Annotated in this window: 24 protein-coding genes; 10 read left to right on the top strand and 14 right to left on the bottom strand. The window is 68.8% G+C overall.

Features of this window, described 5'->3' with window-relative positions; genetic code table 11:
* Positions 1 to 14 precede the first annotated feature (14 nt).
* Together UC35_RS12395 and UC35_RS12390 are read right to left on the bottom strand one after the other, a co-directional pair.
* Positions 15 to 1148, bottom strand: a complete 1134-nt coding sequence (locus tag UC35_RS12395; protein WP_061500020.1) for an acyl-CoA dehydrogenase family protein — start codon at positions 1146 to 1148, stop codon at positions 15 to 17.
* Between the two features lie 13 nt (positions 1149 to 1161).
* The gene (locus UC35_RS12390) at positions 1162 to 2766 is read right to left on the bottom strand and encodes a carboxyl transferase domain-containing protein (protein WP_061500016.1); all 1605 of its coding nucleotides are present in this window, start codon (positions 2764 to 2766) and stop codon (positions 1162 to 1164) included.
* Positions 2767 to 2913: 147 nt separating this feature from the next.
* Between UC35_RS12390 and UC35_RS12385 the strand changes: the two genes are divergently transcribed.
* From UC35_RS12385 to UC35_RS12370, 4 genes are all read left to right on the top strand, one after another.
* A complete protein-coding gene (locus tag UC35_RS12385) occupies positions 2914 to 3936 on the top strand; it encodes an AraC family transcriptional regulator (RefSeq protein ID WP_227820320.1) in 1023 nt (340 codons plus the stop codon).
* Between the two features lie 38 nt (positions 3937 to 3974).
* The gene (locus UC35_RS12380; RefSeq protein WP_061500009.1) at positions 3975 to 4436 is read left to right on the top strand and encodes a PaaI family thioesterase; all 462 of its coding nucleotides are present in this window, start codon (positions 3975 to 3977) and stop codon (positions 4434 to 4436) included.
* A 113-nt stretch (positions 4437 to 4549) separates the two neighbouring features.
* Positions 4550 to 4879: a hypothetical protein gene (locus UC35_RS12375; protein WP_061500006.1), complete on the top strand. Its 330-nt coding sequence runs from the start codon at positions 4550 to 4552 to the stop codon at positions 4877 to 4879.
* A gap of 336 nt (positions 4880 to 5215) precedes the next feature.
* Positions 5216 to 6265 carry a hypothetical protein gene (locus UC35_RS12370; RefSeq protein ID WP_061500003.1) on the top strand — a complete coding sequence of 350 codons (1050 nt, stop codon included), beginning with the start codon at positions 5216 to 5218 and terminating at the stop codon, positions 6263 to 6265.
* Positions 6266 to 6275: 10 nt separating this feature from the next.
* Here the strand turns inward: UC35_RS12370 and UC35_RS12365 are convergent, their stop codons facing one another.
* The 5 genes from UC35_RS12365 to UC35_RS12345 all read right to left on the bottom strand — a co-directional run bounded on the left by UC35_RS12365 (position 6276) and on the right by UC35_RS12345 (position 11601).
* A complete protein-coding gene (locus tag UC35_RS12365) occupies positions 6276 to 6815 on the bottom strand; it encodes a pentapeptide repeat-containing protein (RefSeq protein ID WP_145979412.1) in 540 nt (179 codons plus the stop codon).
* Positions 6812 to 7387 (bottom strand): hypothetical protein, encoded by a 576-nt coding sequence (locus UC35_RS12360; protein ID WP_061499998.1) that lies wholly within the window; start codon positions 7385 to 7387, stop codon positions 6812 to 6814. Before UC35_RS12360 ends, UC35_RS12365 begins: the two co-directional genes overlap by 4 nt.
* Positions 7388 to 7554: 167 nt before the next feature.
* The gene (infA, locus tag UC35_RS12355; RefSeq protein WP_061499994.1) at positions 7555 to 7815 is read right to left on the bottom strand and encodes a translation initiation factor IF-1; all 261 of its coding nucleotides are present in this window, start codon (positions 7813 to 7815) and stop codon (positions 7555 to 7557) included.
* A 259-nt stretch (positions 7816 to 8074) separates the two neighbouring features.
* Complete coding sequence (locus UC35_RS12350) at positions 8075 to 9055, bottom strand: aldo/keto reductase (RefSeq protein WP_061499991.1); 981 nt, start codon at positions 9053 to 9055, stop codon at positions 8075 to 8077.
* Positions 9056 to 9108: 53 nt separating this feature from the next.
* A complete protein-coding gene (locus UC35_RS12345; RefSeq protein WP_061499988.1) occupies positions 9109 to 11601 on the bottom strand; it encodes a glycoside hydrolase family 5 protein in 2493 nt (830 codons plus the stop codon).
* Positions 11602 to 11851: 250 nt separating this feature from the next.
* Here UC35_RS12345 and UC35_RS12340 point away from each other — a divergent pair, with 250 nt between their 5' ends.
* On the top strand, positions 11852 to 12064 hold the full coding sequence (locus UC35_RS12340) for a hypothetical protein (RefSeq protein ID WP_061499983.1): 213 nt from the start codon (positions 11852 to 11854) through the stop codon (positions 12062 to 12064).
* Positions 12065 to 12109: 45 nt separating this feature from the next.
* Here UC35_RS12340 and UC35_RS12335 read toward each other — a convergent pair whose 3' ends face one another.
* Positions 12110 to 12583, bottom strand: a complete 474-nt coding sequence (locus UC35_RS12335; RefSeq protein WP_061499980.1) for a hypothetical protein — start codon at positions 12581 to 12583, stop codon at positions 12110 to 12112.
* A 209-nt stretch (positions 12584 to 12792) separates the two neighbouring features.
* Between UC35_RS12335 and UC35_RS12330 the strand changes: the two genes are divergently transcribed.
* Positions 12793 to 13062, top strand: a complete 270-nt coding sequence (locus UC35_RS12330) for a YkvA family protein (protein ID WP_061499977.1) — start codon at positions 12793 to 12795, stop codon at positions 13060 to 13062.
* Between the two features lie 15 nt (positions 13063 to 13077).
* Here UC35_RS12330 and epsE read toward each other — a convergent pair whose 3' ends face one another.
* Positions 13078 to 13947, bottom strand: a complete 870-nt coding sequence (gene epsE, locus UC35_RS12325) for a polysaccharide export protein EpsE (protein ID WP_061503813.1) — start codon at positions 13945 to 13947, stop codon at positions 13078 to 13080.
* A 116-nt stretch (positions 13948 to 14063) separates the two neighbouring features.
* Here epsE and UC35_RS12320 point away from each other — a divergent pair, with 116 nt between their 5' ends.
* On the top strand, positions 14064 to 14747 hold the full coding sequence (locus UC35_RS12320) for an alpha/beta family hydrolase (RefSeq protein WP_321572368.1): 684 nt from the start codon (positions 14064 to 14066) through the stop codon (positions 14745 to 14747).
* A 19-nt stretch (positions 14748 to 14766) separates the two neighbouring features.
* Here UC35_RS12320 and UC35_RS12315 read toward each other — a convergent pair whose 3' ends face one another.
* Positions 14767 to 15252, bottom strand: coding sequence for a c-type cytochrome (locus tag UC35_RS12315; protein ID WP_061499972.1), 486 nt, complete (start codon positions 15250 to 15252; stop codon positions 14767 to 14769).
* Positions 15253 to 15466: 214 nt separating this feature from the next.
* Here UC35_RS12315 and UC35_RS12310 point away from each other — a divergent pair, with 214 nt between their 5' ends.
* The gene (locus UC35_RS12310; protein WP_061499969.1) at positions 15467 to 20638 is read left to right on the top strand and encodes a beta strand repeat-containing protein; all 5172 of its coding nucleotides are present in this window, start codon (positions 15467 to 15469) and stop codon (positions 20636 to 20638) included.
* A gap of 116 nt (positions 20639 to 20754) precedes the next feature.
* Positions 20755 to 21528 carry a ferredoxin--NADP reductase gene (locus tag UC35_RS12305; protein ID WP_061499965.1) on the top strand — a complete coding sequence of 258 codons (774 nt, stop codon included), beginning with the start codon at positions 20755 to 20757 and terminating at the stop codon, positions 21526 to 21528.
* 25 nt (positions 21529 to 21553) lie between these two features.
* Here the strand turns inward: UC35_RS12305 and UC35_RS12300 are convergent, their stop codons facing one another.
* The 4 genes from UC35_RS12300 to UC35_RS12285 form a co-directional block, all read right to left on the bottom strand.
* Positions 21554 to 22216 carry an HAD family hydrolase gene (locus UC35_RS12300; protein WP_061503812.1) on the bottom strand — a complete coding sequence of 221 codons (663 nt, stop codon included), beginning with the start codon at positions 22214 to 22216 and terminating at the stop codon, positions 21554 to 21556.
* 32 nt (positions 22217 to 22248) lie between these two features.
* Complete coding sequence (locus tag UC35_RS12295) at positions 22249 to 22674, bottom strand: hypothetical protein (RefSeq protein ID WP_061499961.1); 426 nt, start codon at positions 22672 to 22674, stop codon at positions 22249 to 22251.
* A gap of 203 nt (positions 22675 to 22877) precedes the next feature.
* Complete coding sequence (locus tag UC35_RS12290) at positions 22878 to 23900, bottom strand: Fe(3+) ABC transporter substrate-binding protein (protein ID WP_061499958.1); 1023 nt, start codon at positions 23898 to 23900, stop codon at positions 22878 to 22880.
* A 63-nt stretch (positions 23901 to 23963) separates the two neighbouring features.
* Positions 23964 to 25052 carry an ABC transporter ATP-binding protein gene (locus UC35_RS12285; RefSeq protein WP_061499956.1) on the bottom strand — a complete coding sequence of 363 codons (1089 nt, stop codon included), beginning with the start codon at positions 25050 to 25052 and terminating at the stop codon, positions 23964 to 23966.
* Positions 25053 to 25069: 17 nt separating this feature from the next.
* Here UC35_RS12285 and UC35_RS12280 point away from each other — a divergent pair, with 17 nt between their 5' ends.
* Entirely contained in the window at positions 25070 to 26692 is a 1623-nt protein-coding gene (locus UC35_RS12280) for an ABC transporter permease (RefSeq protein WP_061499954.1), read from the top strand.
* The last annotated feature ends 27 nt before the right edge of the window (positions 26693 to 26719 follow it).

Raw genomic sequence — 26719 nt, 5'->3', positions numbered from 1 at the left:
TTCCTTCTTGCCGCTCAGTAGCGCTTGGCCACTTCCTCCAGCATCACCTCGGTGGCGCCGCCGCCGATGGCCAGCACCCGGGCGTCGCGCCACAGCCGCTCGATCGCGGTCTCGCGGATGTAGCCCATGCCGCCGTGGAACTGCTGGCAGGCCTGCACCACTTCATTGACCAGCTCGCCGGTCAGCGCCTTCAGCATGGACACGTCCTGCACGATGTCGTGGCCCTGCGTGACGCGCCAGGCGCAGTGGTACATGAACTGCCGCGCCGCGCGGGTCTTCGCGTCCAGCATCGAGAGCCGCTGGCGGATCACCTGCTGGTCCCACAGCGCGCCGCCGAAGGCCTGGCGCTGCTTCACGTACTCCAGCGTCAGCCGCAGCGCCTGCTGGCAGTGGCCCACGGCCATCGCGGCCAGCGCGATGCGCTCGGTCTGGAAGTTCTTCATCACCGAGTAGAAGCCCCTGCCCTCCTCGCCCAGCAGGTTGGCCGCCGGGATGCGCACGTTGTCGAACACCAGCTCGGCGGTGTCGGAAGAGAGCCAGCCGGTCTTCTTCAGCGCCCGGCCGACCGAAAAGCCGGGCGTGCCCTTCTCGACGATGAACATCGAAACCTCGCGCTTTCCCGGCCCCGACTTCGCCGCGACGAAATAGAGGTCGGCATGCACGCCGTTGGTGATGAACATCTTGGTGCCGTTGAGCACCCAGGCATCACCGTCGCGGCGCGCCGTCGTGCGGATGCCGGCGACGTCGGAGCCCGCGCCCGGCTCGGTGATCGCCACCGCCGTGATCAGCTCGCCGGCGATGACCCGGCGCAGGTACTTGTCCTTCTGCGCCGGGCTGCCCGCATGGTGCAGGTGGGGACTGGCCATGTCGGTGTGGACCAGCACGGTGATGATGAAGCCGGCATAGGTCGACTGCGACAGCGCCTCGGCGAACACCAGGTTGGTCAGCGCGTCGGCCTCGGCGCCGCCGTACGCCGACTCGTACATCAGCCCGAACAGGCCCGCCGCGCCCATGCGGCGCAGCAGTTCGCGCGGCACGAAGCCCTGCTCTTCCCACTGGTCGGCATGCGGCTCGACTTCGCGGGCAATGAAACGGGCGACCTGCTCACGCAGCCGCTCGTGCTCCTCGGAAAGGTAGATCGATTCCAAGCTCGTCCCCCGCTCACATCCGGAACACGCCGAATTTCGGCTCGCCGATCGGCGCGTTCATGGTCGCCGACAGGCCCAGCGCCAGCACGCGCCGCGTGTCGGCGGGATCGATCACGCCATCGTCCCACAGGCGCGCGCTGGCGTAGTAGGGATGCGCCTGGTGCGCAAACTGGTCCAGCAGCGGCTGCTTGAAGGCCGCCTCCTCCTCCGCGCTCCAGCTGCCGCCCTTGGCCTCGATGCCGTCGCGCTTGACGGTCGCCAGCACGCTGGCCGCCTGCTCGCCGCCCATCACGCTGATGCGCGCGTTCGGCCACATCCAGAGGAAGCGCGGCGAGTAGGCGCGGCCGCACATGCCGTAGTTGCCGGCGCCGAAGCTGCCGCCGATGATGATGGTGAACTTGGGCACGGTGGCGGTCGCCACCGCAGTCACCATCTTGGCGCCATGGCGCGCAATGCCTTCGTTCTCGTACTTGCGCCCGACCATGAAGCCGGTGATGTTCTGCAGGAAGATCAGCGGCACCTTGCGGTGGCAGCACAGCTCGATGAAGTGCGCGCCTTTCTGCGCCGACTCGGAGAACAGGATGCCGTTGTTGGCCACGAAGCCAACCGGCATGCCATCGATGTGGGCGAAGCCGCACACCAGTGTGGTGCCGAAGCGGGCCTTGAACTCGTGGAACTCCGAGTCGTCCACGATGCGCGCGATGATCTCGCGCACGTCGTAGGGCTTGCGCGTGTCGGTGGGGACGACGCCGTAGATCTCCCGGGGGTCGTACTTCGGCGGCCTGGGCTCGCGCCGCTGCACCGGCCAGTCCTTGGGCCGGTTCAGGGTCGCCACCGCCTGGCGCGCCAGCGCCAGCGCGTGCAGGTCGTTCTGCGCCAGGTGATCGGCCACGCCCGACAGGCGCGTGTGCGCGTCGCCGCCACCCAGGTCCTCGGCCGACACCACTTCGCCGGTGGCCGCCTTCACCAGCGGCGGGCCGCCCAGGAAGATGGTGCCCTGGTTCTTGACGATGATGGTCTCGTCGCTCATCGCCGGCACGTAGGCGCCGCCGGCGGTGCAAGAGCCCATCACCACGGCGATCTGCGCGATGCCCTGGGCGCTCATGTTCGCCTGGTTGTAGAAGATGCGCCCGAAGTGCTCGCGGTCGGGGAACACCTCGTCCTGGTTCGGCAGGTTGGCCCCGCCCGAGTCCACCAGGTAGATGCAGGGCAGCCGGTTCTCGCGCGCGATCTCCTGGGCCCGCAGGTGCTTCTTCACCGTCATCGGGTAGTAGGTGCCGCCCTTCACCGTGGCGTCGTTGCACACGATCATGCAGTCAAAGCCGCTGACGCGGCCGATGCCGGCGATCACGCCGGCGCAGGGCGCCTCGCCCCGGTACATGCCGTGCGCGGCCAGCGGCGCCAGCTCCAGGAAGGGCGTGCCGGGGTCGAGCAGCATCTGCACGCGATCGCGCGGCAGCAGCTTGCCGCGCGCGGTGTGCTTGGCGCGAGCCGCCTCGCCGCCGCCGGCCGCAGCCTTGGCGACCTGCGCGTTGAGGTCGTCCACCAGCGCCTGCATGGCGGCTGCGTTGGACTGGAATTCGGCGGAGCGGGGGTTGAGCTGTGTCTCCAGGTGCATGGTGCGGCTCTTCTGGCGCCCGGGCGGCGGGCAGGGTGCATGGCGATGCTCCCGATGCTAGCGCCGGGCGGGCCGGACGGGGCATCCGCGTCGCGGGGCAGGAATGCCGCCATGGTTGCAAATCCTGCCAGTAAACTTCGGTGCCATATGCCCCCTTCCGCCCCCACGGCCGCCACCCCGATGGCCTTCGCCCGGGTGATCGCCGCCGCGTGCCGGCGCGGCGGCGTGAACCCGGCGGAGGTCCTGAAGCAGGCACAGATCGCGCCAGAGCGGCTGCAGCTGGCGGACGCGCGCATGACCGCGCGGGAGATGGAAGTCCTGTCCGGGACGGCGATGCAGGCGCTGGACGACGAGGGCCTGGGCGCCTTCGCCCGCCCCCTGCCATGGGGCAGCTACGGCATGCTGGCGCGCGCCTCGCTCAGCTCGCCGAACCTCGGCGTTGCGCTCAAGCGCTGGTGCCGCCACCACGGGCTGATCACCGGCGACATCGAGTTGCAGTTGCAGTCCCACGGCGAGCTCGCGGCGATCACGCTCGAGGAGCGCGCCAACCTTGCGCGCCACGGCGCCGGGGCGCGCGAGTTCTGCCTGGTGCATGTGCTGCGCAACATCCACGGCCTGGCCTGCTGGTACGTCGACTCGCGCATCGCGCTGCAGGGCGCGCGATTTCCCTTCGCCGCGCCGCCGCATGCCGAGGCCTATCGCTTCATGTTCCCGGGGCCGGTCGAGTTCCGGGCGGCGCAGGCCTCGATCCGCTTCGATGCGCGCTACCTGATGCTGCCGCTGCGCCGCGACGAGACGGCGCTGCGCCGCATGCTGCAACGCGCGCTGCCGCTCACGGTGCTGCAGTACCGGCGCGACCGCCTGCTGGTCGAGCAGGTGCGGCAGGCCCTGGTCGGGCGGCCGGAACAGGCGCGCAGCGCCGAGGGCCTGGCCCGGCTGCTGCACCTGTCCGCGCGCACCCTGCACCGCCAGCTCAAGGAGGAAGGCGCGAGCCTGCAGCAGCTCAAGGACGAGGTGCGGCGCGAGCGCGCCGCCGAGCTGCTCTATCGCACCGAGCAGCCGCTCAAGCAGGTGGCCCAGGCCATCGGCTTTCGCAACGAGAAGAGCTTCATCCGGGCCTTTCGCCAGTGGACTGGCGCCAGTCCGGCCGAGTTTCGTGCGCGGCGTTGACTGACTACACTCGAGCGCCCTATTCGCGGAGAAAACCCATGGATGAAGGCCGCGCGCTGCAGGACGTCATCAAGGTGCACTGCTTTGGCTGCGGGTCGCTCAACGAGCGGGGCCTGCAGATCAAGAGCCACTGGGCCGGCCCGGAAGAGCTGGTCTGCCGCTGGCAGCCCCAGCCCTTCCACATCGGCCATCCCGGTGTGGTGTACGGCGGGATGATCGCTTCGGTGGTGGACTGCCATGCCATGTGGACCGCGATGGCCGCGCACTGCCGCGACAGTGGCATCGAAATGGATGGCACCGCGCTGCCGTTCGCCTACGTCACGGGCAAGCTGTCGGTGAGCTACCTCAAGCCGGCGGTGATCGACCAGCCGCTCGAGTTGCGCGCGCGGGTGGTGGACAAGGGCGAGCGCCGCTCCACCGTGGAGTGCGTCGTCCTGCAGCGAGGCCAGGAGTGCGCGCGCGCCGAGGTGATCGCCGTACGCGTCCAGCCGCTCGCCTGAACGCCGCCGATGAGCACGGTCGAGCGATATTCCTACATATTTTCCCTAACCCGCGACGCAGGATGAAGCTGACGGGCGACGAGTTCGTCGCCCGCTCCCGTGGGGAGTGACTCATGCGTTTCGCATTCATCTGCGTCGTGGCTCTTGCGGTGGCGCCTGCCTGGGCCGATGAGGTGGTGGCCAGCAATGGCGAAGATTCGGTCCGCCTGTCCGACCAGCCATGCACGAGCCAGAAGGTGCTGGACCGCCTGCCGCCGAACTTGCGCGTGCTGGTGCATGAAGCCACCGCCGAGGTCCAGGGCCAGCTCTTCAAAGCCTGCTGGGTGATCGACGGCGACGTCGCGCACCTGCTCTATGAAGATGGCGACCAGGGCCTGGTGCCCCTGTCGGACTTCAGGATGCCGGATGACCCGCGGCTGCGGCGCGCCGGCCTGGACGTGTAATTCCGCACGCTCCGGAGAAAATCCCGCCTCTCGCGCAAAACCTCACGACATCGCCAAGCGATCCGGGAAATTTCGCGCTCTCGCGTTTGCGCCCCCTGGACCGGCACACAGAATTCGGGCCTTTTTTGACCCGAGAGGTGCCACGTGTCCGGCAAGCACAAGCGACGAATGACATGGTCTGTTTTCAGCGCAGCGCTGATGGTGCTGGGGGGGTGCGGAGGCGGCGGCAAAGCGCCGAGCGCGATCACCCCGAACCCAGAGCCTTTGGCGAGCGCGCCAGCGGCCGCCGAACCGACTGCGCCATCGCCGGCGCCGGCCCCCGCGCCCGCACCGGCCATGGACACGTCCGCCTCAGCCCCGGTGCTCGCCGACTGCGAGATGTTCCCGGAGACCGCCATCTTCAACACGCGCATCGACGACACCTCGCGCTTTCCTGCGCACGCGAACAGCGACTCCTGGGTGTCCATCGCCGGCAAGAGCACGCCCTTCGGCGCTAATTGGGGCAACAGCAGCGACCCGGCGAAGTCCGATGACTACTGGGGCATGCCGATCAACGTCGTCGACGGCACCGCGGCCACCACGCAGTGGCCCATCGTGTCCTTCTCCGGCATCTCCGACGGCCAGAGCTCGCAGGGCTACGCCTTCAAGAGCGACTGCGCGGCGGCCGGTGCGGCGGGCGGCTATTCGATCGTGCGCGACTGCACTTCGCTGCCCGAGAACGCGCGGCGCTTTCCCTTTCCTTCCGGCCAGGTGTTCGCCGAGGGCGGCCTGTGCGCCGGCCCGTCGCAATGCGGTGACCACCATGTGCTGGTGGTCGAGAAGGGTGCCTGCCGCCTGTGGGAGTCTTACTACGCGCACAACAACACGGGCCAGTGGCGCGCGATGGCGACCGCGGCCTGGAACCTGCGCTCCAACGAGATGCGCCCCAGGGACTGGGCCTCGGCCGACGCCGCGGGCCTGCCGATCACGCCGCTGCTGGCCAAATCCTCGGAGGCGGCCGCAGGAGAAATCCGCCACGCGCTGCGGGTGACCTTCCGCGACGGCGCCCTGGCGCAACAACCGACCTGGCCGGCGCGCTTTGCCACGGGCCTGGACGACGGCGGCATTCCCTTCGGCGCGCTGATGCGCCTGAAGGCCGGCTTCGTTATTCCCGACAGCTGGTCACCTCAGGCCAAGGCCATCGCGACGGCGGCCAAGCGCTACGGGATCTACGTGGCGGACATCGGGGTCGACTTCTATGTCCAGGGCGAGCCGAGCAGCGCCTGGGACCCGGCGCTCTGGCAACAGCTGAAGTCGATCACGATGGCCGACATGGAATTCGTGGATCTGCGCGCGGTCACCGGCGATCCGCGCTTTTCGCCGGATTCGCTGCAGGCGCGCTGGTGACGCGCGCCGTTCAGAGCGACAGCAGGCGCTCGAAGAAGGAGCGGTAGCGCCGCAGCGCCAGCCGCATGTTCTCGGTGGACACCTGGTCGCCCGTTCCCATCGCGGCTTCGATTTCGTCGCGCTGCCGCGCGAAGCTCTCGGCCAGGCTCTTCATCACCTGGGCCACCAGTTCGTCGGCTTGCTGCACCGCGCGCTGCGGGTCGTCGACGAAGCCGATCTGCACGTTGCTCCAGCGCAGGCGGAAATCGTGCGCCAGCTCCGGGTCGAACAGCGCGGCCAGCGGCCCGTCCCCTGTCCGCATCCCGGGCTCGCGCAGCTCGGCGGCCTCGCGCATGTCGGCGTCGCGTATGTCGGCGCCGCGTATGTCGGCGCCGCGTATGTCGGCCTCGCGTATGTCGGCCTCGCGCATCTCATCGGCCTGCGGAGCGCCCATGGGCATGGGGATGGCCTCGCGGCCGGCTTCGTTGCGCTCTCGCCGAACTTGCGGCTCCTCGGCGGCGGAAACCAGGTCCGCCGTGCTCAATCCTCTTTCCTCATGTTCGCGGCTCATGATTGGGTCCTCAGCTTTGGGTCATCGTGGGCGGACCGCTCGACTTCGAGCAGCTCGGCGAACAGCGCGCGGTAATGGATCACCGCCTGGCGCATGGCCTCGGTATCCACCTCGCCTGGCCGGTCGCGCACCGCGATCCCGTGCGCCGCGCGGTAGTGGTCCACCACAGCCGGATGGTCCACCGAGACATCGGCGGCACGGCGCTCGAAGTCCCCCATGGGGTAGCCGCGCGCCTGCATCAACTCACGCACCAGCACGTCGGCCTCGACCAGCGATCCCTTGGGGTCGTCCACGAAGCGCGCCTGCAGCGACCTCCACTCGTCGTCGAATCGCTCTGCATCGGCGCGCGACAGCGGCCGGATGTGGAATTCCTCCACACGCTTTTGACGCGCCCTCAATTCGGCTTCCGCTTTCGAGCGGCTGCCGAACTCGTCGACCGTGCGGCCGTACTCGGGACCGAAGCGCTTTTCCAGGGTGTGCGACGCATGCCTGCGTGCGTGCAGGAACACGGCCACCGCCAACAGCGCCAGGATCATGAGGATGACCAGCATCAGGTTGGTGTCCATGGTCATGGGGTGCCTCCTTTTGCATGACAGCCATGCCAAGGTAAGGCAACGCGTGCGGCGCGGCTGTCGGAATGCAGCCAGACGGCCGCGCCAGTGGTCCTGATGCGGGTGTAGGAGGGGTCGTGCGCTGCACGGCTGCACGACCCGCGGAGCCGGGGGCTCCGGGACGCGCGTCAGCGGCGCGTGGTGGGCCCGGTCGGGCGCGGCCCGCGATCCGGCAGATGACGGAACATGATGCGGCCCTTGTTCAGGTCGTAGGGCGAGAGCTCCAGCGTCACGTCGTCGCCCGCGATGATGCGGATATGGTTCTTGCGCATCTTGCCGCCGCTGTAGGCGATCAGTTCGTGTCCGTTGTCGAGCACGACGCGGTAACGCGAATCGGGGAGCACTTCCGCCACGCGGCCGCGCATTTCGATCAGTTCTTCCTTGGCCATCTCTAATCCTTTCGGGCATGGGCGCCGCACCGCCTGGCGCGGATCACGCTCGCCGCGGCCCACGCGCTGCGGCGTGGACCGATCAATGGGGAAATGGGCCGGGACCTTTGGCGTTCGTCACCAGGTCCCGGGACGGACAAGCCGGTTGGACGTGACGCCCCGCAGAGGCGAGCCGGCCTGGTGCCCGCGTCCGTGCGGGCCAGCCTCCATTGTAGAGGCGAACAGAAAATCCGGCAGCGCAGTCGGGCTTGCGTCCCCGTCACAGGCCTTGGGCGCTGCTGGCAGCCTCCGGCGTGCTGGCGCGGGCCAGCAGTTCCATGATCTCGCGATCCAGCACCAGACGCGCCGCCTGCACCAGTTCCTGCAGTTGCGCCGGCGTGCTGGCGCTGGCGATGGGGGCGGTGACGCCGGGCTGCGCCATCACCCATGCCACGGCGATGCGGGCCTGCGGCGCGCCGGTGCGCCGCGTGGCCTCGTCCAGCGCGGCCAGGATCTTCAGGCCGCGCTCGTTCAGGTATTTCTTGACGGTGTTGGCGCCGCGCGGGCTCTTGGCCACGTCATCGGCGCTGCGGTACTTGCCCGAGAGGAAGCCGGCCGCCAGCGCGTAGAAGCTGAACACGCCGATGTCCTGCGCCAGGCACAGGGGCCGCAGCTCGCTTTCGAAGGCGTCCCGGTCGTACAGGTTGTACAGCGGCTGCAGGCTCTCGTAACGCGGCCAGCCCTCGCGCCGGCTGATCGCCAGCGCCTCGCCCAGGCGCGCGGCGCCGTAGTTCGAGGCGCCGATGGCGCGCACCTTGCCGGCCTTGATCAGCCTGGCGAACGCCTCCAGCGTCTCCTCGAGCGGCGTGTCGGCGTCGTCCCGGTGCGCCTGGTACAGGTCGATGCAGTCGGTCTGCAGCCGCCGCAGCGAGTCGTTGACCGCCTGCTCGATCCAGCGTGCCGACAGGCCGATGCGGCCCTCGCCCATGTCGAAGCCGACCTTGGTGGCGATCACCACCTTGTCGCGGCGCCGGCCCTGCTTGAGCCAGCGGCCGATGACGGTTTCGGATTCGCCGCCCTGATGGCCGGGCGCCCAGCGCGAATAGACGTCGGCGGTATCGATGAAGTTGAAGCCCGCCTCGACCCAGCCGTCGAGGATGGCGAAGGACATGCGCTCGTCGGCGGTCCAGCCGAACACGTTGCCACCCAGGCACAGCGGCGAAACCATCAGGCCGGAGCGGCCGAGTTGGCGGTAATCCATGGCGGTGAGTCTCCTGCGCGCAGGATTGTCGCGCAGGATTCCAGACAGGCGGCTCACGCGCCGGCCACCGAACGCAGGTAACGTTCGAGCACGCCGAGCTCGGCCACGGTCGGCGCGCCGCGGCCGCTCAGCACCGCGTACACGTTGCCGCCAAAGCCGGCGCGCGGCGCGAACTGCAGGAAGCCCCAGGCGATGAGCATCTGGTCCAGCGGGCTCGCCGCGAAGCTGGCGCTGCCGGCGGCCACCTGCTGCGAGTCCACCCGCAGCCGCTGCGCGCCGGGCGCGCTGGTGAGCGTCAGCACCGCCGGAGCGCCCGGCACCAGCGCGGCCGGCGCCGCCAGCGTCACGGTGGCGCCGGCCTGGTCGGTCCAGCGCGCCTGCGCGCGCGATGCGCTGAGCGCCAGCTCCGCCGCATGGGACTGGCTGGCGCGCGAGGCCTGGAACACCAGGCCGGTGCGGGCCACATCGGGCACGCTGATCGCGGCGATCGCGAAGTGCGGGTCGTGCAGGCCATAGGGCATGCGGTTGCGCGGGTTCGCCTGCACGCCGGCGAGCGGGGTGAGCTTGCGGCACCAGAAGCCGGAGGTGTTCGGCGCCGAGTGATCGGTGCAACGGCGGCCGTTCACTTCGCGCATCAGCGGCACGGCCATGCCCGGATCGCGCTCGGTGTTCATCCAGTTGAGCATCTCCATCGCGTTGCCGGGGCCCGAACCATAGCCCGAGTCGGCGATGGCGCGCACCGGCTGGCCGGGCGCCGCCGGCACGCCCAGCAGGTAGTCGGTGTAGCCGTCGGCCATCTCCCACTTGCAGGCGCCGTACCTGGCGATGATCGCCAGCGCCGCATCGGGCAGGCTGGTGGCGGCATAGGCGACCGGGTCGGCCAGCGAGAACACCTTGCGCGGCGCGGGCGCCGCCGCGCTGCCCGACACCACGGTGTAGCTCAGGGTGGTCACCGCGTTCGCGGCCGGCGTGAAGCTGAACGTGGCCTGCCCGTTCGCGCCTGCCGGCACAGTGACGGTGGGGCTGGACAGCGCGCCGCCGTTGCTTGAGGCGATGGCCAGCGTCACCGGGCTGGCCAGGTTGCCGCGCGCCCACACGGTGATGGTCAGCGGAGTCCCGGCTGCGCCGAAGCCCGGCCCGTCGTCGAACAACTCGGCGGACGGAATGGCTGCGGAGGCCTTCAGCACGCCGGACACCTCGGGCTCCAGCGTCTTGTTCTGGTGCCAGCCCGGCACGTGCTGCAGGCCCGCGTTGTGCATGCTCCAGTGGTTGCCGCCGTTCCACGAGAACACCTCGATGCCGTTGGCGCGCGCGAAGTCCACCAGCCGCTTGAACATTTCGTTCCAGCGCGGGTCGTCCACCGGCATGCCGGTCTCCGCCAGTGACAGCGTGAGCCCGCGCGGCCGGGCCCACTCCACCGCGATGCGCAGGCGCTCGACGCCCGTGTTGAGCGTGATCGGGACGTTGCCGAAGCCGGCGCTGAAGCCGCTGGCCACCTCCGTGTCGAAGTCGAATGCCTGCCCCGTGCTGCGGGCATCCAGGTACATGTGGACTTCGTAGATGATGTTGGTGCCGGCCAGCGGCCAGGCCGGATTCAGCGCGACGATACTGAAAGCGCCGCCCCAGGAGTTGCCGTTCAGGTAGATGGGGCCGCTGGGGTCGATCGCGCGGATCGCGTCGATCGCCGCGCGGGCGAACGCCGGCCAGATGAACAAGTCCTGGCCTTCGTCCGTGCTTTCGACGATGCCGCCCGGCGCGGGCATGTGGAACGGCTCGTTCATCAGGCCGTAGCCGCCGAAGGCGGGGTGGTCCTTCCACAGCCGCGCCGCACGCGTCCAGAAGTCGGTGAAGTGCGCCGGCACCAGCGTCGCGCCGGGCGCGGTGGCGAAGATGCGGGTGTAGACCTGATTCGGGTCGCTGCTGTAGGGCATGGCGCCGCCGCCGGGATCGACCAGGCCGATCACCGAGCCATCGGCCTGATAGCGAAAGTCGCGGTAGCGGCAGTAGTTGTGCAGGTCGATCAGGCAGCGCATGCCGACCGCCGCGTGTTCGTCCAGGATCGCCTGGATGTGGCCGAGATAGACCGCATTGAACGCGCCGGGCTCGCCCACCAGCGCGCGCGTGGCGGCGTTGGCGCGGGTGTCGAACAGCATCGGCTGCAGCATTTCCCACTGGATCGGCAGGCGCGACTTGGTGAAGCCCTGGGCCGCGAGCCACTGCACGTCGACGCGGCGCGCCGCCGTGATGTCCACGTTCGGACGGGTGCCGGGGCCGAACCGCAGGTTGGTCTCGGCCGTCTGCAAGCCGGCGAGGTTGGTGCCGATGCCCGGCCCCGCGGCACGCACCGCAGGCGCCGGCGGCGCGGGTGCAGGCACCGGCGCCGGTGCGGGCGCGCTGCCTGGCGCCGGTGCGCCGTCCCCCGGAGGCGTGGCCCCGGGCGCGCCCGGGGCGGGGTCCGAGCCGCCCCCGCCTCCACCGCCCCCGCAACCGCTGATGAGAACTGCCGCGGCTGCCGCCGCTCCCTGATTGAATTGCCGGCGCTTCATGCATGAAGTGTCCGGACCGAAGCCGCCTCACGGGCTCATTCCCAGCCGCGCCCCGCAGCAAATCAGCGCGCCCCCTACGCGGGCGACGGATGGAGTCCGACAGGCGTGGCACGTGTCAAGCGCGGCCTGTGGCGCGCTTGCGTCGAAAACGCGGTCCCGTTCGCCACGATGCGAGTGACGCGCGTTCTTACATCCTCAGCCGCGCTGTGGCGGCGTAGATTTGCCTGCCCATCGTTGAAAAGGAGATGCCATGCCCAGTGCGAAGGACAGAGCGAAGGCCACCGGTGATACCCATCTGCCGGAGATCGAACCGGAAGAGTTCCAGACGCACAAGCCCCGCCCGGCATGGGCCGGCGTGCCGGGCAGCCGCATTCGCGCGAGCCGGCGCGACGACATTGGCGAGAAGAATAGCGACGCGACCGGCGAGGGCCGGGGCGAAGCGCGCGACAGCGCCGAAAGTTGACAGCACTTGGCGAGGCGCCGACGGCGCCTCGCCCCTGGGCGCGGCTTACTTCTTGCCCTCGCGCTCCTTGAGGATCGCTTCCTTGTCTTCCTTGCTGTAGGAAATCCCGCCGCACTTGTCGTTGTGGGCCACCAGTGACTTGTTCAGGCCCTCGTAGTCGGCCTGCAGCGATTCAGTGCCGGCTTGCTGGGCCTTGACCCGGGCGTTGTGCGCGCGCACCTTGCGCTCGAAGCGCTCGCGCTGGCCCATGCCCGAAGAGCTTTCCTCGGCTCGCTTCTGTTCCGCCGACAATTCGGTCGCTTCGGCCTTGATCGCCACCGCTTCCTCGTTGTTCTTGCCCCTGCGCTCCTCGAGCGCCTTGCGCCGCGTGGCCAGGTCGCTCTCGGAATCCATGCAGGCGCGCAGTTCGTCGCGGCTGACGACTTTGTCGCCCTTGGCCTGGGCCTGGGCGCCGTGCATGGAGGAGATCAGGGTGAGGAGAAGCGCGCCGGCGACCGCGCTGAAGGTGATGCGTTTCATGACAGACTGGCTGGACAGTAAAGGCACGAATGTTAGCTGCGTCGCCCATCGCGGCCAGCCCCGCAAGCCAAGCCCTGCTCGCTCGCGCCCGGTATTCCCGCACGACTTCGCCGAATAAATGACGCGCGCGCTCACCTGCGCCCCTTGTGATGGCCGGTGACCGCCGCAATCTCACCGTCTTCCCAACCGAATGAGGAAACGAACCATCCATGTGGAAACGACTGTCCCTGCTGTGGAGCCTGGTGCGCGGCGACGCGCGGCAGCTGTGGTGGGCGCTGCGGCATCCCGCGGCGCCAGGGTGGCTCAAGCTCGGCGCCGCGCTGATCGTGCTGTACGTGCTGTCACCGGTCGACCTGCTGCCGGACGTGCTGCCGGTGGTGGGCGTCGTCGATGACCTGGTGCTGGTGCCGCTGGCGATCCGCTGGCTGCTCAAGCGCTTGCCACCGGAGCTGGCGCAGGCCACCGCCGGCCGGCGCTGACGTTGCCGGCGCCGGCTAGAAGATGCTTTCGCGCACGAACAGCACGTCGCCGGGCTGGATCGGATCGGTCAGCCCGGGTGTGAGCTGCACCATCTTGCCCTCGGCATCGGTGCGCGTGAGCTGCAGGCGCTTCTGGCTGCCCCGTGAGGTGATCCCGCCGCCGGCCGCGATCGCCTGCATCACCGTCATGCCGCGCTCGACACGATAGGGGCCGGGCCGTTGCGCTTCGCCGTAGATGTAGAAGACCGGCGCCTTGCCGACGAACAGCGTGTCGCCGGAGGCCAGCACGATGTCTTCGCCGGACTTGCCCGCAAGCAGGGCCGGGATGTCCACCGACTTGCGGAAGGGCTTGCGGTTGCGGGTGCCGGTGATCACCAGCACGTCGTCGCCGGTGGATGCGACGCCGCCTGCGGCCGCGAGCACGTCGCTCACGCGCATGTTGGTGGTCTCCAGCGGAAAGCGGCCGGGCTTTTGCACCTGGCCGAGCACGGACACCTGGTTGCCGCGCACCTGCAGCAAATTGACGTTGACCTGCGGCGACTTGAGGATGTTGTTCTTGCGCAGGGCCTGCGCGATGCGCGCTTCGGCCTCCGGCAAGGTGAGCCCGCCGATGTTCACGCGCCCCACCAGCGGGTAGTTGATGATGCCGCTTTCGGAGACGCGCGATTCCAGCGTGAGGTCAGGGTTCTGGAAGACCTGCACCCGGATCGAGTCGCCGGGGCCGAGCCGGTAGTCGCGCGCGGTATCGACTTTGGCGGCGTCGGTTTTGGCGGCGTCGCGGTTGGCCGTATCGCGGTTGGCCGTATTGCGGCTGGTCTGCGCCGGCGCCACGGCCACCCACAGCGCAATCGCGGAAATCGTGGCGACGCGAAGCACGGAATTCATCATCGCGGTCTCCCTGGCTGCCTCGAGCCCATGGCTGATCCTGTGCCCGAACTGGAGCACAGGCAATGGCTCCATCGCACTATGCTTGATGGTTCGACGCGATTCAAGTTTCGGCTGTGACAGACAAACCGATGCCCTTGATGGTGCCGCTGTCCGAGGACGCCGCGGTCTCGGCGCTGCTCGATGTGCCCGACGACCCGCAGGCCTGTTATGTGTTCGCGCACGGCGCGGGCGCCGGCATGCATCACTCGTTCATGGCAGAGATCGCCCGGGGGCTGGCCCGCCGCGGCGTGGCCGTGCTGCGCTACCAGTTCCCGTACATGGAGCAGGGATCGAAGAGGCCGGATTCCCCCAAGGTCGCCCACGCGGCGATCCGCCAGGCCGCGGCGTTCGCCGCGCGCCGCCTGCCTGATGTGCCGCTGTTCGCGGGCGGCAAGTCGTATGGTGGCCGCATGAGCTCACAGGCGCAGGCGGCCGAGCCCCTGCCCGGCGTGCGCGGCCTGGTGTTCGTGGGCTTTCCGCTGCACGCGGCCGGCCAGCCTTCCACCGATCGCGCCGCCCACCTGGACGCCGTGCAGCTGCCGATGCTGTTCCTGCAGGGCACGCGCGATGCCCTGGCCGACCTGGCGCTGATCCGCGACACGACCGGCGCTTTGGGCGAGCGGGCGACGCTGCACGTGGTCGAGGGCGCGGACCACTCGTTCCACGTGCTGGCGAAGTTCGGGCGCACCGACACGCAGGTGCGCGAGGAACTGGTCGACACCATGCACGGCTGGATGATGCGCGTCGCCGCCGGGTGACACGCGGCTCAGGTGCGGATCAATCCGCGCGCTTCTTCTGGGCCTCGTTCAGCTCGTCGTGGCGGCGGCGGATTTCCGGCGGCCACTGCGACTTGATGAAGGACAGCGCGGCGACGATCTGCGCGTCGGTGAGGACGCCGTCGTAGGCCGGCATGCCCGAGTCGTAATCCTTCAGGTTGGCTGCTTTTGCCACGCCCATCTTGGTGATGCGGAACAGAACCTCATCGGTGTGATGCCAGGTGTGGCCGCTGGCGTCATGCGGCGGCGCCGGCAGGCGGCCGTTGCTGTCGCGCTCGCGCCAGTTGGGCTGTCCTTGCAACTGCATGCCATGGCAGGCGGCGCAATGCGCCTCGTACACCTTGCGGCCCGCGGCCACCACCGCGGCGTCGGCGGGCTGCAGGCGCAGCGGATCCGGCGCGGGCGCCCGGTCGCAGGCCGCCAGCACCACCAGCACGGTGGTCGCGAGAAGCTGGTGCGCACGTGATGCCAAGCGATCGATGGTCATGGTCCGGAAGAGGAGGTTTGTGTCGAAATTGCGCAATGTGTTCCATTATGAAAGCCCTGCCTTGAAAGTGTCTCGCCCCGGGGCAGGACAAACCTCACCTCGGTCTCCCATGCAACTCCTGCCCCAGCAGTGACATCGCGCTCATGCGCCCGCGCCACGCGACAGCGCTAATGAAGCTCGACCGGCCGTGTGGCTGGCACAACAGGGAAGAGACATGGCGAACGGCACTTCGGGATCCGACTCGCTCGTCGCGAGCGCAGGCGGCGACAAGATCAACGCGGGGGCGGGCGACGACACCTTGGTCGGCGGCGCCGGCAGTGACACGCTCAAGGGAGACGCCGGCCGCGACCTGTTCATCTACAACGTCACCCAGGGCAGCGCGGGCACGCAGGACGTCTACACCGGCGGCTCGGACATCGACACGGTGCTGATCGAGTTCACGCGGGCGCAGTGGATGGAGGCCAGCACCCAGCAGCAGATCGCCCAATACCTGGCGCACCTGGTGAAGGTCACCAACACCGTCACCGGCCAGGTGTCGAACGCGCTGGCCAGCGACTTCACCTTCCGTTTCGGCTCGTCGACGCTGACCCTGCAGATGATGGAGCGGCTAGAGGTGAAGGTCGACGGCGTGGCCCTCGACCCGGCCAATGCGCTGGTCGCCGCGGCCAATGACATGGCGGCGGCCAGCGAGGATGGACCTTGCGTCACGATCTACGTGCTGACCAACGACAGCGTGCCGGACCTGGTCAAGGATCTCGCCCTAGATTCGGGGCCGCATCATGGCACGGTGACATTGGTGAAGCCCAATGCCGCCAACGCGTCGACCTGGTACTTCAAGTACCAGCCCGATACGACCTACTACCAGTACCTGGCCGCCGGCCAGACCGCGGTCGACACCTTCAGCTACCGCGTCACCGATGCGAATGGCGACACCTCGGTCGCCACGGTCAGCGTGACCATGACCGGGTCCAATGATGGCCCGGTGGTCGCTGCCACCGATGTCACCGGCGGCGTCACCGAGCTGGGCACCGCCGCCGGCTCGCTCACCGATTCGGGCACCATCGACTTCTCCGACGTCGACCTGGCCGACGTGCACACGGTTTCGGCCGTCACGCCTTCGGCCGGCGCCTTGGGCACGCTCACCGCGCAGGTCACGACCGACACCACCAACAACGGCAGCGGTGGTGTCGTGACCTGGAACTACAGCGTCGCCGCCAGCGCGCTGGAGTTCCTGGCCAAGGACCAGACCAAGCTCGAGAGCTTCACTTTCAGCCTGAGCGATGGCAATGGCGGCAGCGTCTCGCGCACGGTCACCGTCACCCTCACCGGCACCAACGACGGCCCGGTAGTCGCGTCCACCGATGTCACCGGCGGCGTCACCGAGATGGGCACCGCCGCCGGCTCGCTCACCGACTCGGGCACCATCGATTTCTCCGACGTCGATCTGGCTGACGTGCACACCGTCTCGGCCGTCACGCCTTCGGCCGGCGCCCTGGGCTCGCTCACGGCGCAAGTCACGACCGACACCAACGACACTACCGGCACCGGCGGTGTCGTGACCTGGAACTACAGCGTCGCCGCCATCGCGCTGGAGTACCTGGCCAAGGACCAGACCAAGACCGAGACCTTCACCTTCTCGATCAGCGATGGCAACGGCGGCACGGTTTCGCGCACGGTCACCGTCACGCTCACCGGCACCAACGACGGCCCGGTGGTCGCCGCCACCGATGTCACCGGCGGCGTCACCGAGATGGGCACCGCTGCCGGTTCGCTCACCGACTCGGGCACCATCGGTTTCTCCGACGTCGACCTCATCGACGTGCACACCGTCTCGGCCGTCACGCCCTCGGCCGGCGCGCTGGGCGCGCTCACCGCTCAGGTCACCACCGACACCACATCCACCGGCACCGGTGGCGTCGTGACCTGGAACTACAGCGTCGCCGCCAGCGCCCTGGAGTACCTGGCCAAGGACCAGACCAAGCTCGAGAGTTTCACTTTCAGCCTCAGCGATGGCAACGGCGGCAGCGTTTCGCGCACGGTCACCGTCACCCTCACCGGCACCAACGACGGGCCGGTGGTCGCGTCCACCGATGTCACCGGCGGCGTCACCGAGATGGGTACCGCCGCCGGTTCGCTCACCGACTCGGGCACCATCGGTTTCTCGGACGTCGACCTCATCGACGTGCACACCGTCTCGGCCGTCACGCCCTCGGCCGGCGCGCTGGGCTCGCTCACCGCGCAGGTCACGACCGACACCACATCCACCGGCACCGGTGGTGTCGTGACCTGGAATTACAGCGTCGCCGCCAGCGCCCTCGAATACTTGGCCAAGGACCAGACCAAGCTCGAGACCTTCACCTTCTCGATCAGCGACGGCAACGGTGGCACGGTTTCGCGCACCGTCACCGTCACCCTCACCGGCACCAACGACGGGCCGGTGGTCGCGTCCACCGACGTCACCGGTGGCGTCACCGAGATGGGCACTGCTGCCGGTTCGCTCACCGACTCGGGCACCATCGACTTCTCGGACGTCGACCTCGCCGACGTGCACACCGTCTCGGCCGTCACGCCTTCGGCCGGCGCGCTGGGCACGCTCACCGCTCAGGTCACCACCGACACCACCTCCACCGGCACCAGTGGTGTCGTGACCTGGAACTACAGCGTCGCCGCCAGCGCCCTCGAATACTTGGCCAAGGACCAGACCAAGCTCGAGAGCTTCACTTTCAGCCTTAGCGACGGCAATGGCGGCAGCGTTTCGCGCACCGTCACCGTCACGCTCACCGGCACCAACGACGGGCCGGTGGTCGCGTCCACCGACGTCACCGGCGGCGTCACCGAGATGGGTACCGCTGCCGGCTCGCTCACCGACTCGGGCACCATCGACTTCTCCGATGTCGACCTCACCGACGTGCACACCGTCTCGGCCGTCACGCCCTCGGCTGGTGCGCTGGGCACGCTCACTGCGCAAGTCACCACCGACACCACATCCACCGGCACCGGTGGTGTCGTCACCTGGAACTACAGCGTCGCCGCGGCCGCCGTGGAGTACCTGGCCAAGAACCAGACCAAGATCGAGACCTTCAGCTTCGACCTCAGCGACGGCAACGGCGGGATCGTCACCCGCACCGTCACCGTCACGCTTACCGGCACCAACGACGGGCCGGTGGTCGCTGCCACCGACGTGACCGGCGGCGTCACCGAGATGGTGACTGCCGCCGGCTCGCTCTCCGACTCGGGCACCATCGACTTCTCCGATGTCGACCTCGCCGACGTGCACACCGTCTCGGCCGTCACGCCCTCGGCTGGCGCGCTGGGCGCGCTCACCGCGCAGGTCACCACCGACACCACGAACACCGGCACCGGCGGCGTGCTCACCTGGAACTACAGCGTCGCCGCCAGCGCCCTGGAGTACTTGGCCAAGGACCAGACCAATACCGAGACGTTCACCTTCTCGATCGGCGATGGCAACGGCGGCAGCGTTTCGCGCACGGTCACCGTCACCCTCACCGGCACCAACGACGGGCCGGTGGTCGCCGCCACCGATGTCACCGGCGGGGTCACCGAGATGGGCACCGCCGCCGGCCAGCTCACCGACTCGGGCACCATCGATTTCTCCGACGCCGACCTCACCGACGTGCACAGCGTCTCGGCCGTCACCCCTTCGGCCGGCGCGCTGGGCTCGCTCACCGCGCAGGTCACGACCGACACCACATCCACCGGCACCGGTGGTGTCGTGACCTGGAACTACAGCGTCGCCGCCAGCGCCGTCGAGTACCTGGCCAAGGACCAGACCAAGCTCGAGACCTTCACCTTCTCGATCAGCGACGGCAACGGCGGCACGGTTTCGCGCACCATCACCGTCACCCTCACCGGCACCAACGACGCTGCCACGATCAGCGCAGCCACCGTGACCGGTTCCGTCACCGAAGACGCTTCGCCGACCACGCTGAGCACGAGCGGCACTATCACCTTCGACGATGTCGATCTCACCGATTCGCACACGCCGACCGTGGCGCCGGTCGCCGGCAACCTGTGGGGCGGCACGCTCACGGCCTTGGTCACCGATATCGCGACGGGCGCGGGTGACGGCACCGTCACCTGGACCTACACCGTGGCGAATGCGGCCGTGCAGGCGCTCAACAGCGGCCAGAGCGTCAGCGAGTCCTTCACCGTGACGATTTCCGATGGCAAGGGCGGGACGGTGAGCCGGACCGTCACCGTCACCATCAACGGCGTCAACGATGGACCGATCGGCGGTGCGGACAACATCATCACCAACGCCGGCTTGGGCAGCGGCAACCCCTTTGTCGTGCCCGAGTCGGCCCTGCTGGCCAACGACACGCTGACAGGCGGTGGCACGCTGGACATCTCCAGTGTGAGCGACGCCACCGGGGTGACCGTGGTGCACGCCGGCGGCAGCGGCAGCAATGGAACGCTGACCATCGTCGACCTGGCGCCGTCCGGCGGCACCTTCAGCTACACGCCCACCGACGGCACGAGCGCGGGCGCGGCAACGCTAGTGACGGTGAGCCAGGACAATGACGGCACTATCAACAGCACGGCGGGCAATGACATCCTGGTGAGCCCGCGCAGCAACACCGTCTACATGTTCGGCCTGGCCGATGGCAAGGACATCATCGTCGACTCGGGCGGCAACAACGAGATCCGGATCGCGACCACCGCACCGGCAAACAGCCAGGCCATCGCCGTGCTGAATTTCGAGCAGGTCGGCTCCGACCTGCTCATCAAGGCCGGCGCGACCGAGATCACCGTGAAGAGCCACTATGGCTCGGGTGCGATCAAAGCCATCTCGTTCGCCCAGGGCGGTGTCTACGCGGGCTACACCATCGGCACGGCCGCCTACAGGATCGGCGCGGACCAGACCGGCACCGGCCAGGAAGATGTGATCGCCTCATCGCTGGCAGGCCAGACGCTGACCGGCGGCGGCGGCAACGGCAACGACATGCTGTTCGGCAACGGCGGCGCGGACACCATCCAGGGCGGCGGCGGGAACGACCTGCTGGTGGGCGGCGCGGGCAACGATCGCCTGGAAGGCGGCGACGGCGCGGATGTCTTCGTGTTCAACACGGCGCTGGACGCTGCGAGCAACGTCGACACAGTGGCGGACTTCGATGGAAGCGCCGACAGGATCTCGCTGTCGAGCGCGATCTTCGGCGGCATCGGCAGCGGCGGTCCGCTGGCCGCCGGCGACTTCGCGGCGGTCAGCGCCAGCGCCAGCGTGGGCGCCGGCGTGAACATCATCTACGACAGCGCCGACGGCAGGCTTTACTACGATGCCGACGGCGGCAGTTCCGCCAACCGCACCCAGTTCGCGACCGTGACCGTGGTCGGCGCGTTCGACCACACCGATTTTCTGGTCTTCTGAGGCCCGTCCGGGGTTCTGCCGCGGGCAGCTGGGATCGCCGCTGGCCGCCCGATCAGCCCGCCCGCCGAGGCCTTTTTCAGGCCTTGCGATAATTACGGCTGACAACGCCCCAATCCATGAGTGCATTCAACGAGGAGAAGGTCCTCTCCGTTCATCATTGGACCGACCGCCTGTTCACTTTCAAGACGACGCGCGATTCGTCGCTGCGCTTCTCCAACGGTCATTTCACGATGATCGGCTTGCGCGTGAACGGCAAGCCCCTGCTGCGCGCCTACAGCATCGTCAGTGCCAACTACGAGGACCACCTGGAGTTCCTCAGCATCAAGGTGCCCGAGGGACCCCTGACCTCGCGGCTGCAGCATATCCAGGTAGGCGACAGCATCATCGTCGGCCGCAAGCCGACCGGCACGCTGCTGGTCGACTACCTGCTGCCCGGCAAGCGCCTGTTCCTGCTGTCCACCGGCACCGGACTGGCGCCCTTCATGAGCATCGTGCGCGACCCGGACACCTACAACAAGTTCGAGCAGATCATCCTCGTGCACGGCGTGCGACAGAAGGACGAACTGGCCTACCACGACATGCTGGTGGAGCACCTGCCGGCGCACGAATTCCTCGGCGAGATGGTCACCAGCCAGCTGCGCTACTACCCGACGGTCACGCGCGAGCAGTACAAGAACATGGGGCGCGTCACCGACCTGATCGAGTCGGGCAAGATGTTCGGGGACATGGGGATGCGTCCTCTCGACCCGAGCGAAGACCGCGTGATGATCTGCGGCAGCCCGTCGATGCTCAAGGACCTCAAGCACATGCTCGAAACGCGCGGCTTCAACGAGGGCAACACCTCGCGCCCCGGCGATTTCGTGATCGAGCGCGCCTTTGCCGAGCAGTGACGCGGCGCGGCCGGCGCCGCAAAGCTCAGCCGACCAGCGCCGGCAGGTCTTCCATTCGCGTGAAGATGGCCGCAGCGCCGGCGCGGCGCAGCGCCGCGGGCGCGTCGTGCCCTGCTTCCGGCGGGCTGTAGCCCCACACCGTGGCGCCGGCGGCGACGCCCGCCGTCACGCCGGTCACCGTGTCTTCCACCACCAGGCAACGCTGCGGCGGCACCGCCACGGCATCGGCGGCGGCCAGGTACACATCCGGTGCCGGCTTGGAGCGCGGCAGGTCGTGCCCGCTGAAGACGCGCCCGTCGAAATAGGGCATCAAACTGCAGCGCCGTAGCTGCAATTCGACCTTCGGCCGGTCGGCACCGGAGGCGCAGGCAATGCGACCCGCCAGCCGTCGATGCAGCGCGGCGACCGCATCGACGGCGCCGCGCACCGCCTGCACCTCCAGGTCCAGGCGGGCATTGCGGCGCGCGCGAAAGCGCCCGATCCAGTCCTCGGTCAGCGGCTGCCCGGTGTGCGCCTCGATCAGCGCGGCCTCATCCTTGATCGCCTTGCCCACGAAGATGCGCATGCACTCCTCGAGGCTGAGCGTCCAGCCCAGTTCTTCGAGCATGTCGCGCAGCACGCCGTTGGTGATCGGCTCGCTGTCGACGAGCACGCCGTCGCAATCGAACAGGATCGCATCGAATTTCATCATCGGCGCATCCTAGCGTGCGCCGATGGAGCTCAGCGCGCGGCCAGGCCCCCCACCGTGGCGGCAGGCTCGCGCGCCGGAGTGGCTTCGCCGGTGTACTTCCACACGATGTAACCGAAGAGAACGATGGCGAGGCCCACGATCATCGACACCAGCCCCAGCAGCGGCTCGATCGACGTCATGCCGCGGTACAGCGCGAACAGGGCCGCCATCTGCACGAAGTGGGCCGGCACATAGGCCCAGAAGTGCACCTTGGCCAGGCGCGCGCCCGCGGCTTCTGGCCACAGGCGATAGAAGAAGCCGAACATCCCCATGATCACGAAACCCAGGAGGTTGAGGTGGGCGTGCACCGGATGCATCTGATGGTCGTGGCTCGCCGCCATCACGATGCCGAGAAGCACGCCGGCCACCAGGTACAGGACGGCCAGACGCAGGAACCAGTTGCTGATGCTTTGCATGGACGACTCCGCTTCAGGTTGTTGAGGCAGGCGAAGTCTAGGCGGATGCATACACAAGTGGAACTGGATGTAACAGCAGGTCGCTTCCCGCGGGTGGCGTGGGGTGGCGCTGCGGCCGCCGCGCCAAGAAAAAAGCCGCGGGGCGAACCGCGGCTTTTCCTTTTTGATCGAGGGGCGGCATTGCACCGCGCCTCAGTGTGCGCTCACTTGTATCCAGCGCGATCCATCATTTTCTGGGCCGCCGCGGCGTTCTTCAACAGCGCCGACACGGGCATCGGGTCGGCCTTGAAGTCGCCCAGCTGCTCCAGCGCGGGGTTCTTCACCGCCGCGGACTTGACCACCGGCCACTCGTTATTGCCGTTGGCGAAGTAAGCCTGGGCCTGGTCGCTGGCCAGGTATTCCAGGAACTTCACCGCGTTGTCGCGGTTCTTGGCCGACTTGGCCACCGCGCCGCCCGAGATGTTGATGTGGGTGCCGCGATCGGCCTGGTTGGGCCACAGCACGCCGACCTTGGCAATGGCTTCCTTGTCCTCGGGCTTGGTCGACCGCATCAGGCGCGCGACGTAGTAGGAGTTGCTCAGCGCGACGCCGCATTCGCCGGAAGCCACCGCCATGATCTGGTCGGTGTCGCCGCCGCGCGGCGGGCGCGCCATGTTGGCGACCACGCCCTTGGCCCACTCCTCGGCCTTGGCTTCGCCCAGGTGCTCGATCATCGAGGCCGCCAGCGACAGCTGGTAAGGATGCGCGCCCGAGCGGGTGCAGACCTTGCCCTTGTTCTTGGGGTCGGCCAGTTCCTCGTAGGTGTCCACGTCCGCAGCCTTCACTGCGACCTTGTTGTAGACGATCACCCGGGCACGCGTGGAAAAGGCGTACCAGGAGCCATCGGGGGCGCGCAGGTTCGCGGGGATCTTCGCATTCAGTTCCGCCGATTGCACCGGCTGGAACAGGCCGGCCTGCTGCGCCTTGGCCAGACGCGCGGCGTCGACCAGCAGCACGACGTCGGCGGGGCTGTTGGCGCCCTCGTTCGCGAGCCGCTCCAGCAGCGCCTCATCGCCCGCCTCGATGCGGTTGATCTTGATGCCGGTGGCCTTGGTGAAGTTGGCGTACAGCGCCTCGTCGGTCTGATAGTGACGGGCGGAATACAGATTCAGCTCTTTGTCCTGGGCAAGCGCAGGAAGGGCGGCGGCGGCCAGCGCCAGCACGGCGAGACGAAGGGTGGTCTTCATTGGGTCGACTCCGTTTGCAAATGCGATTGATTCGCAATTGTAGTCAAAAAGCCCAACGCCAGGTCAGCCCGCCCCCACCGGAAACGCCACAACTTGATCCACCTCAAGCCGCACGCCGATCCGCTCGCCGATCGCGTGGTTGTGATGGCTGGGCACCAGCGACAGCACCTCCTCGCCCGAATCCAGCCGCAGGGTGTAGAGGAACTCGGCGCCGCGGAACAGCTTGCGCACGACCGCCGCGGTCATGGGGGCGGCGTCGTCGTGCAGCACGTCGTCCGGGCGCAGCAGCACGTCCACCACCTGGCCCGGCGTGCCATGCGCGAGCGCACCGGCGTCCAGATCGCCCAGCGCGATCGAGATGCGACGCTCGCCGGCGATGTCGCGCACCAGGCCGCGCACGAACACGCCGGCGCCGACGAAATCGGCGGCGAAGCGGCTGGACGGGTAGTGGTACAGCTGGTAAGGCGCGTCCCACTGGTCGATCCGGCCCTCGTGCATCAGCCCGATCACGTCGGCCATGGCGAAGGCCTCGTGCTGGTCGTGCGTCACCAGGACCGCGCTGGTGCCGCTGGCCTTGAGGATCTCGCGCACTTCGCCCGACAGGCGCTCGCGCAGGTCGACGTCGAGATTGGAGAAAGGCTCGTCCATCAGCACCAGCGCGGGCTGGGGCGCGAGGGCGCGGCCCAGGGCCACGCGCTGCTGCTGCCCGCCCGACAACTCGTGCGGGTAGCGCCGGGCCATGCCCTGCAGTCCCACCAGCTGCAGCATCTCGCCCACCCGGCGCTCGCGCTCGCGCGCGTCCCAGCGGCGCAGGCCGAAGGCGATGTTGTCGGCCACGCTCAGGTGCGGGAACAGGGCGTAGTCCTGGAACACCACGCCGACGCCGCGCCGCTCGGGCGGCTCGGCGTGCGTGGGCGAACTCGCCTCGCGCCCGCCGACGACGATGCGTCCGTCGAGGAGGGGAACGAAGCCGGCGACCGCCCGCAACACCGTCGTCTTGCCGCAGCCCGAAGGCCCGAGCAGGCACGCGATCTCGTTGACGCGCAACTCGAAGGAGAGTTCGCGCACCACGGGCGCGTTCAGGCCATAGGCCACCGTCAGGCGCTGGACCTGCAGCGGCGCGCCGGCGTCGGCAAGCGGGGACAAGCTCATCCCTACAATTCTCGCCGATGGTACGCCGCCGCTTTCCGCCGCTCGCAGTGAGCGCCTTTGTCGTGGCCCTGCTCGTGGCAGGGCCGGTGGCGGGCGTCCTGGGTCATTTGTTCACCACCGGAACCGCCGATGTGCTTGGTCACCTGCTGCGCACGGTGCTGGCCGAATCGGTGTGGACCACCGCGCTGCTGGGCCTGCAGGTGACGGTGGGCGCGGTGCTGGTGGGCACCGGCGCCGCCTGGCTGGTGACGCAGTACGAATTCCCCGGACGCCGCTGGCTCACCTGGGCGCTGATGCTGCCCCTGGCCATGCCCGCCTATGTCGCCGCGTACGCCTACACCGACTGGCTGCAGTTCAGCGGGCCCGTGCAGTCGGCGCTGCGGCGGCTCACCGGCTGGGGCCCGCGCGACTACTGGTTTCCCGACATCCGCTCGCTGTACGGCGCGGGCCTGCTTTTCATCGCCGTGCTGTACCCCTATGTCTATGCGCTGGCGCGTCCCGCCTTCATTGAGCGCAGCCCCAACCTGGTGGACGCGGCGCGCACGCTGGGCTGCTCGCCGCGCGCGGTGTTCTGGCGCGTCGCCCTGCCGCTGGCGCGGCCGGCCATGATCGCCGGCGGCATGCTGGCGCTGATGGAGACGCTGGCCGACTACGGCGCCGTCGCCTACTTCGGCCTGCCCACCTTCACCCAGAGCCTGTACAACGCCTGGTTCAACCTCGGCGATCGTGCCGCGGCGGCGCAGCTGGCGGCGGGACTGCTGCTGACGGTGGCCCTGGTGGTCTGGGTGGAGCGGCGCGCGCGCGGCGCCCGGCGCTTCGCGACCACGGCCGCCCAGCCGGCACGCGAGCGGGTGGCGCTGCGCGGCTGGCCGGCCTGGCGCGCGACGCTGCTGTGCCTGCTGCCCTTCGCCGCCGGCTTCGCGCTGCCGGCCGCGCTGCTGATGCGGCTGCACCTGGCGCTGGAAGGCGGCCCGCGCTGGGACGCATTCGGCCACTGGGTGGCCCACAGCGTGACCGCCGGATCGATCACCGCGATCGCTGCCGTGGCGCTGGCGCTGCTGGTGGCCTACGCCGGACGGCTGTACCCGCGCCGCTGGGTGCGCGGCGCCAACATGCTGGTGGGCCTGGGCTATGCCTTGCCGGGCTCGGTGATCGCGGTCGGCATCCTGGTGCCCCTCGCCTGGATGGACAACACGGTCGACGCCTGGATGCGCGCGCATCTGCAGGTATCGACCGGGCTGCTGCTCACCGGCAGCCTGGCCGCGCTGGTCTATGCCTACCTGGTGCGCTTCCTGGCCGTGTCCTACCACGGCATCGACGCCGCGCTCACGCGCATCACGCCGGCCATGGACCAGTCCGCCCGCAGCCTGGGCGCCACGCCGGGCGAAACCCTGGTTCGCGTGCACGTGCCGCTGCTGTCGCGCAGCGCGCTGGCCGCGGCAGTGCTGGTGTTCGTCGATACGGTGAAGGAACTGCCGGCGACCCTGGTGCTGCGGCCTTTCAACTTCGACACGCTGGCCGTGGTGGCGCACAACTTTGCGCGCGACGAGCGACTGGCCGAAGCGGCGCTGCCGGCGCTGGCGATCGTGCTGATCGGCCTGCTGCCGGCGCTGCTGCTGGCGCGCACCACGGATCGCTAGAGCGGCGGCTCAGGCCGTGCAGGTGGT

It is taken from the genome of Ramlibacter tataouinensis (assembly GCF_001580455.1).
Classification (GTDB): Bacteria; Pseudomonadota; Gammaproteobacteria; order Burkholderiales; family Burkholderiaceae_C; genus Ramlibacter; species Ramlibacter tataouinensis_B.
Note: the sequence above shows the minus strand (reverse complement) of the source record. Positions and strands in the feature narration are given on the sequence as shown.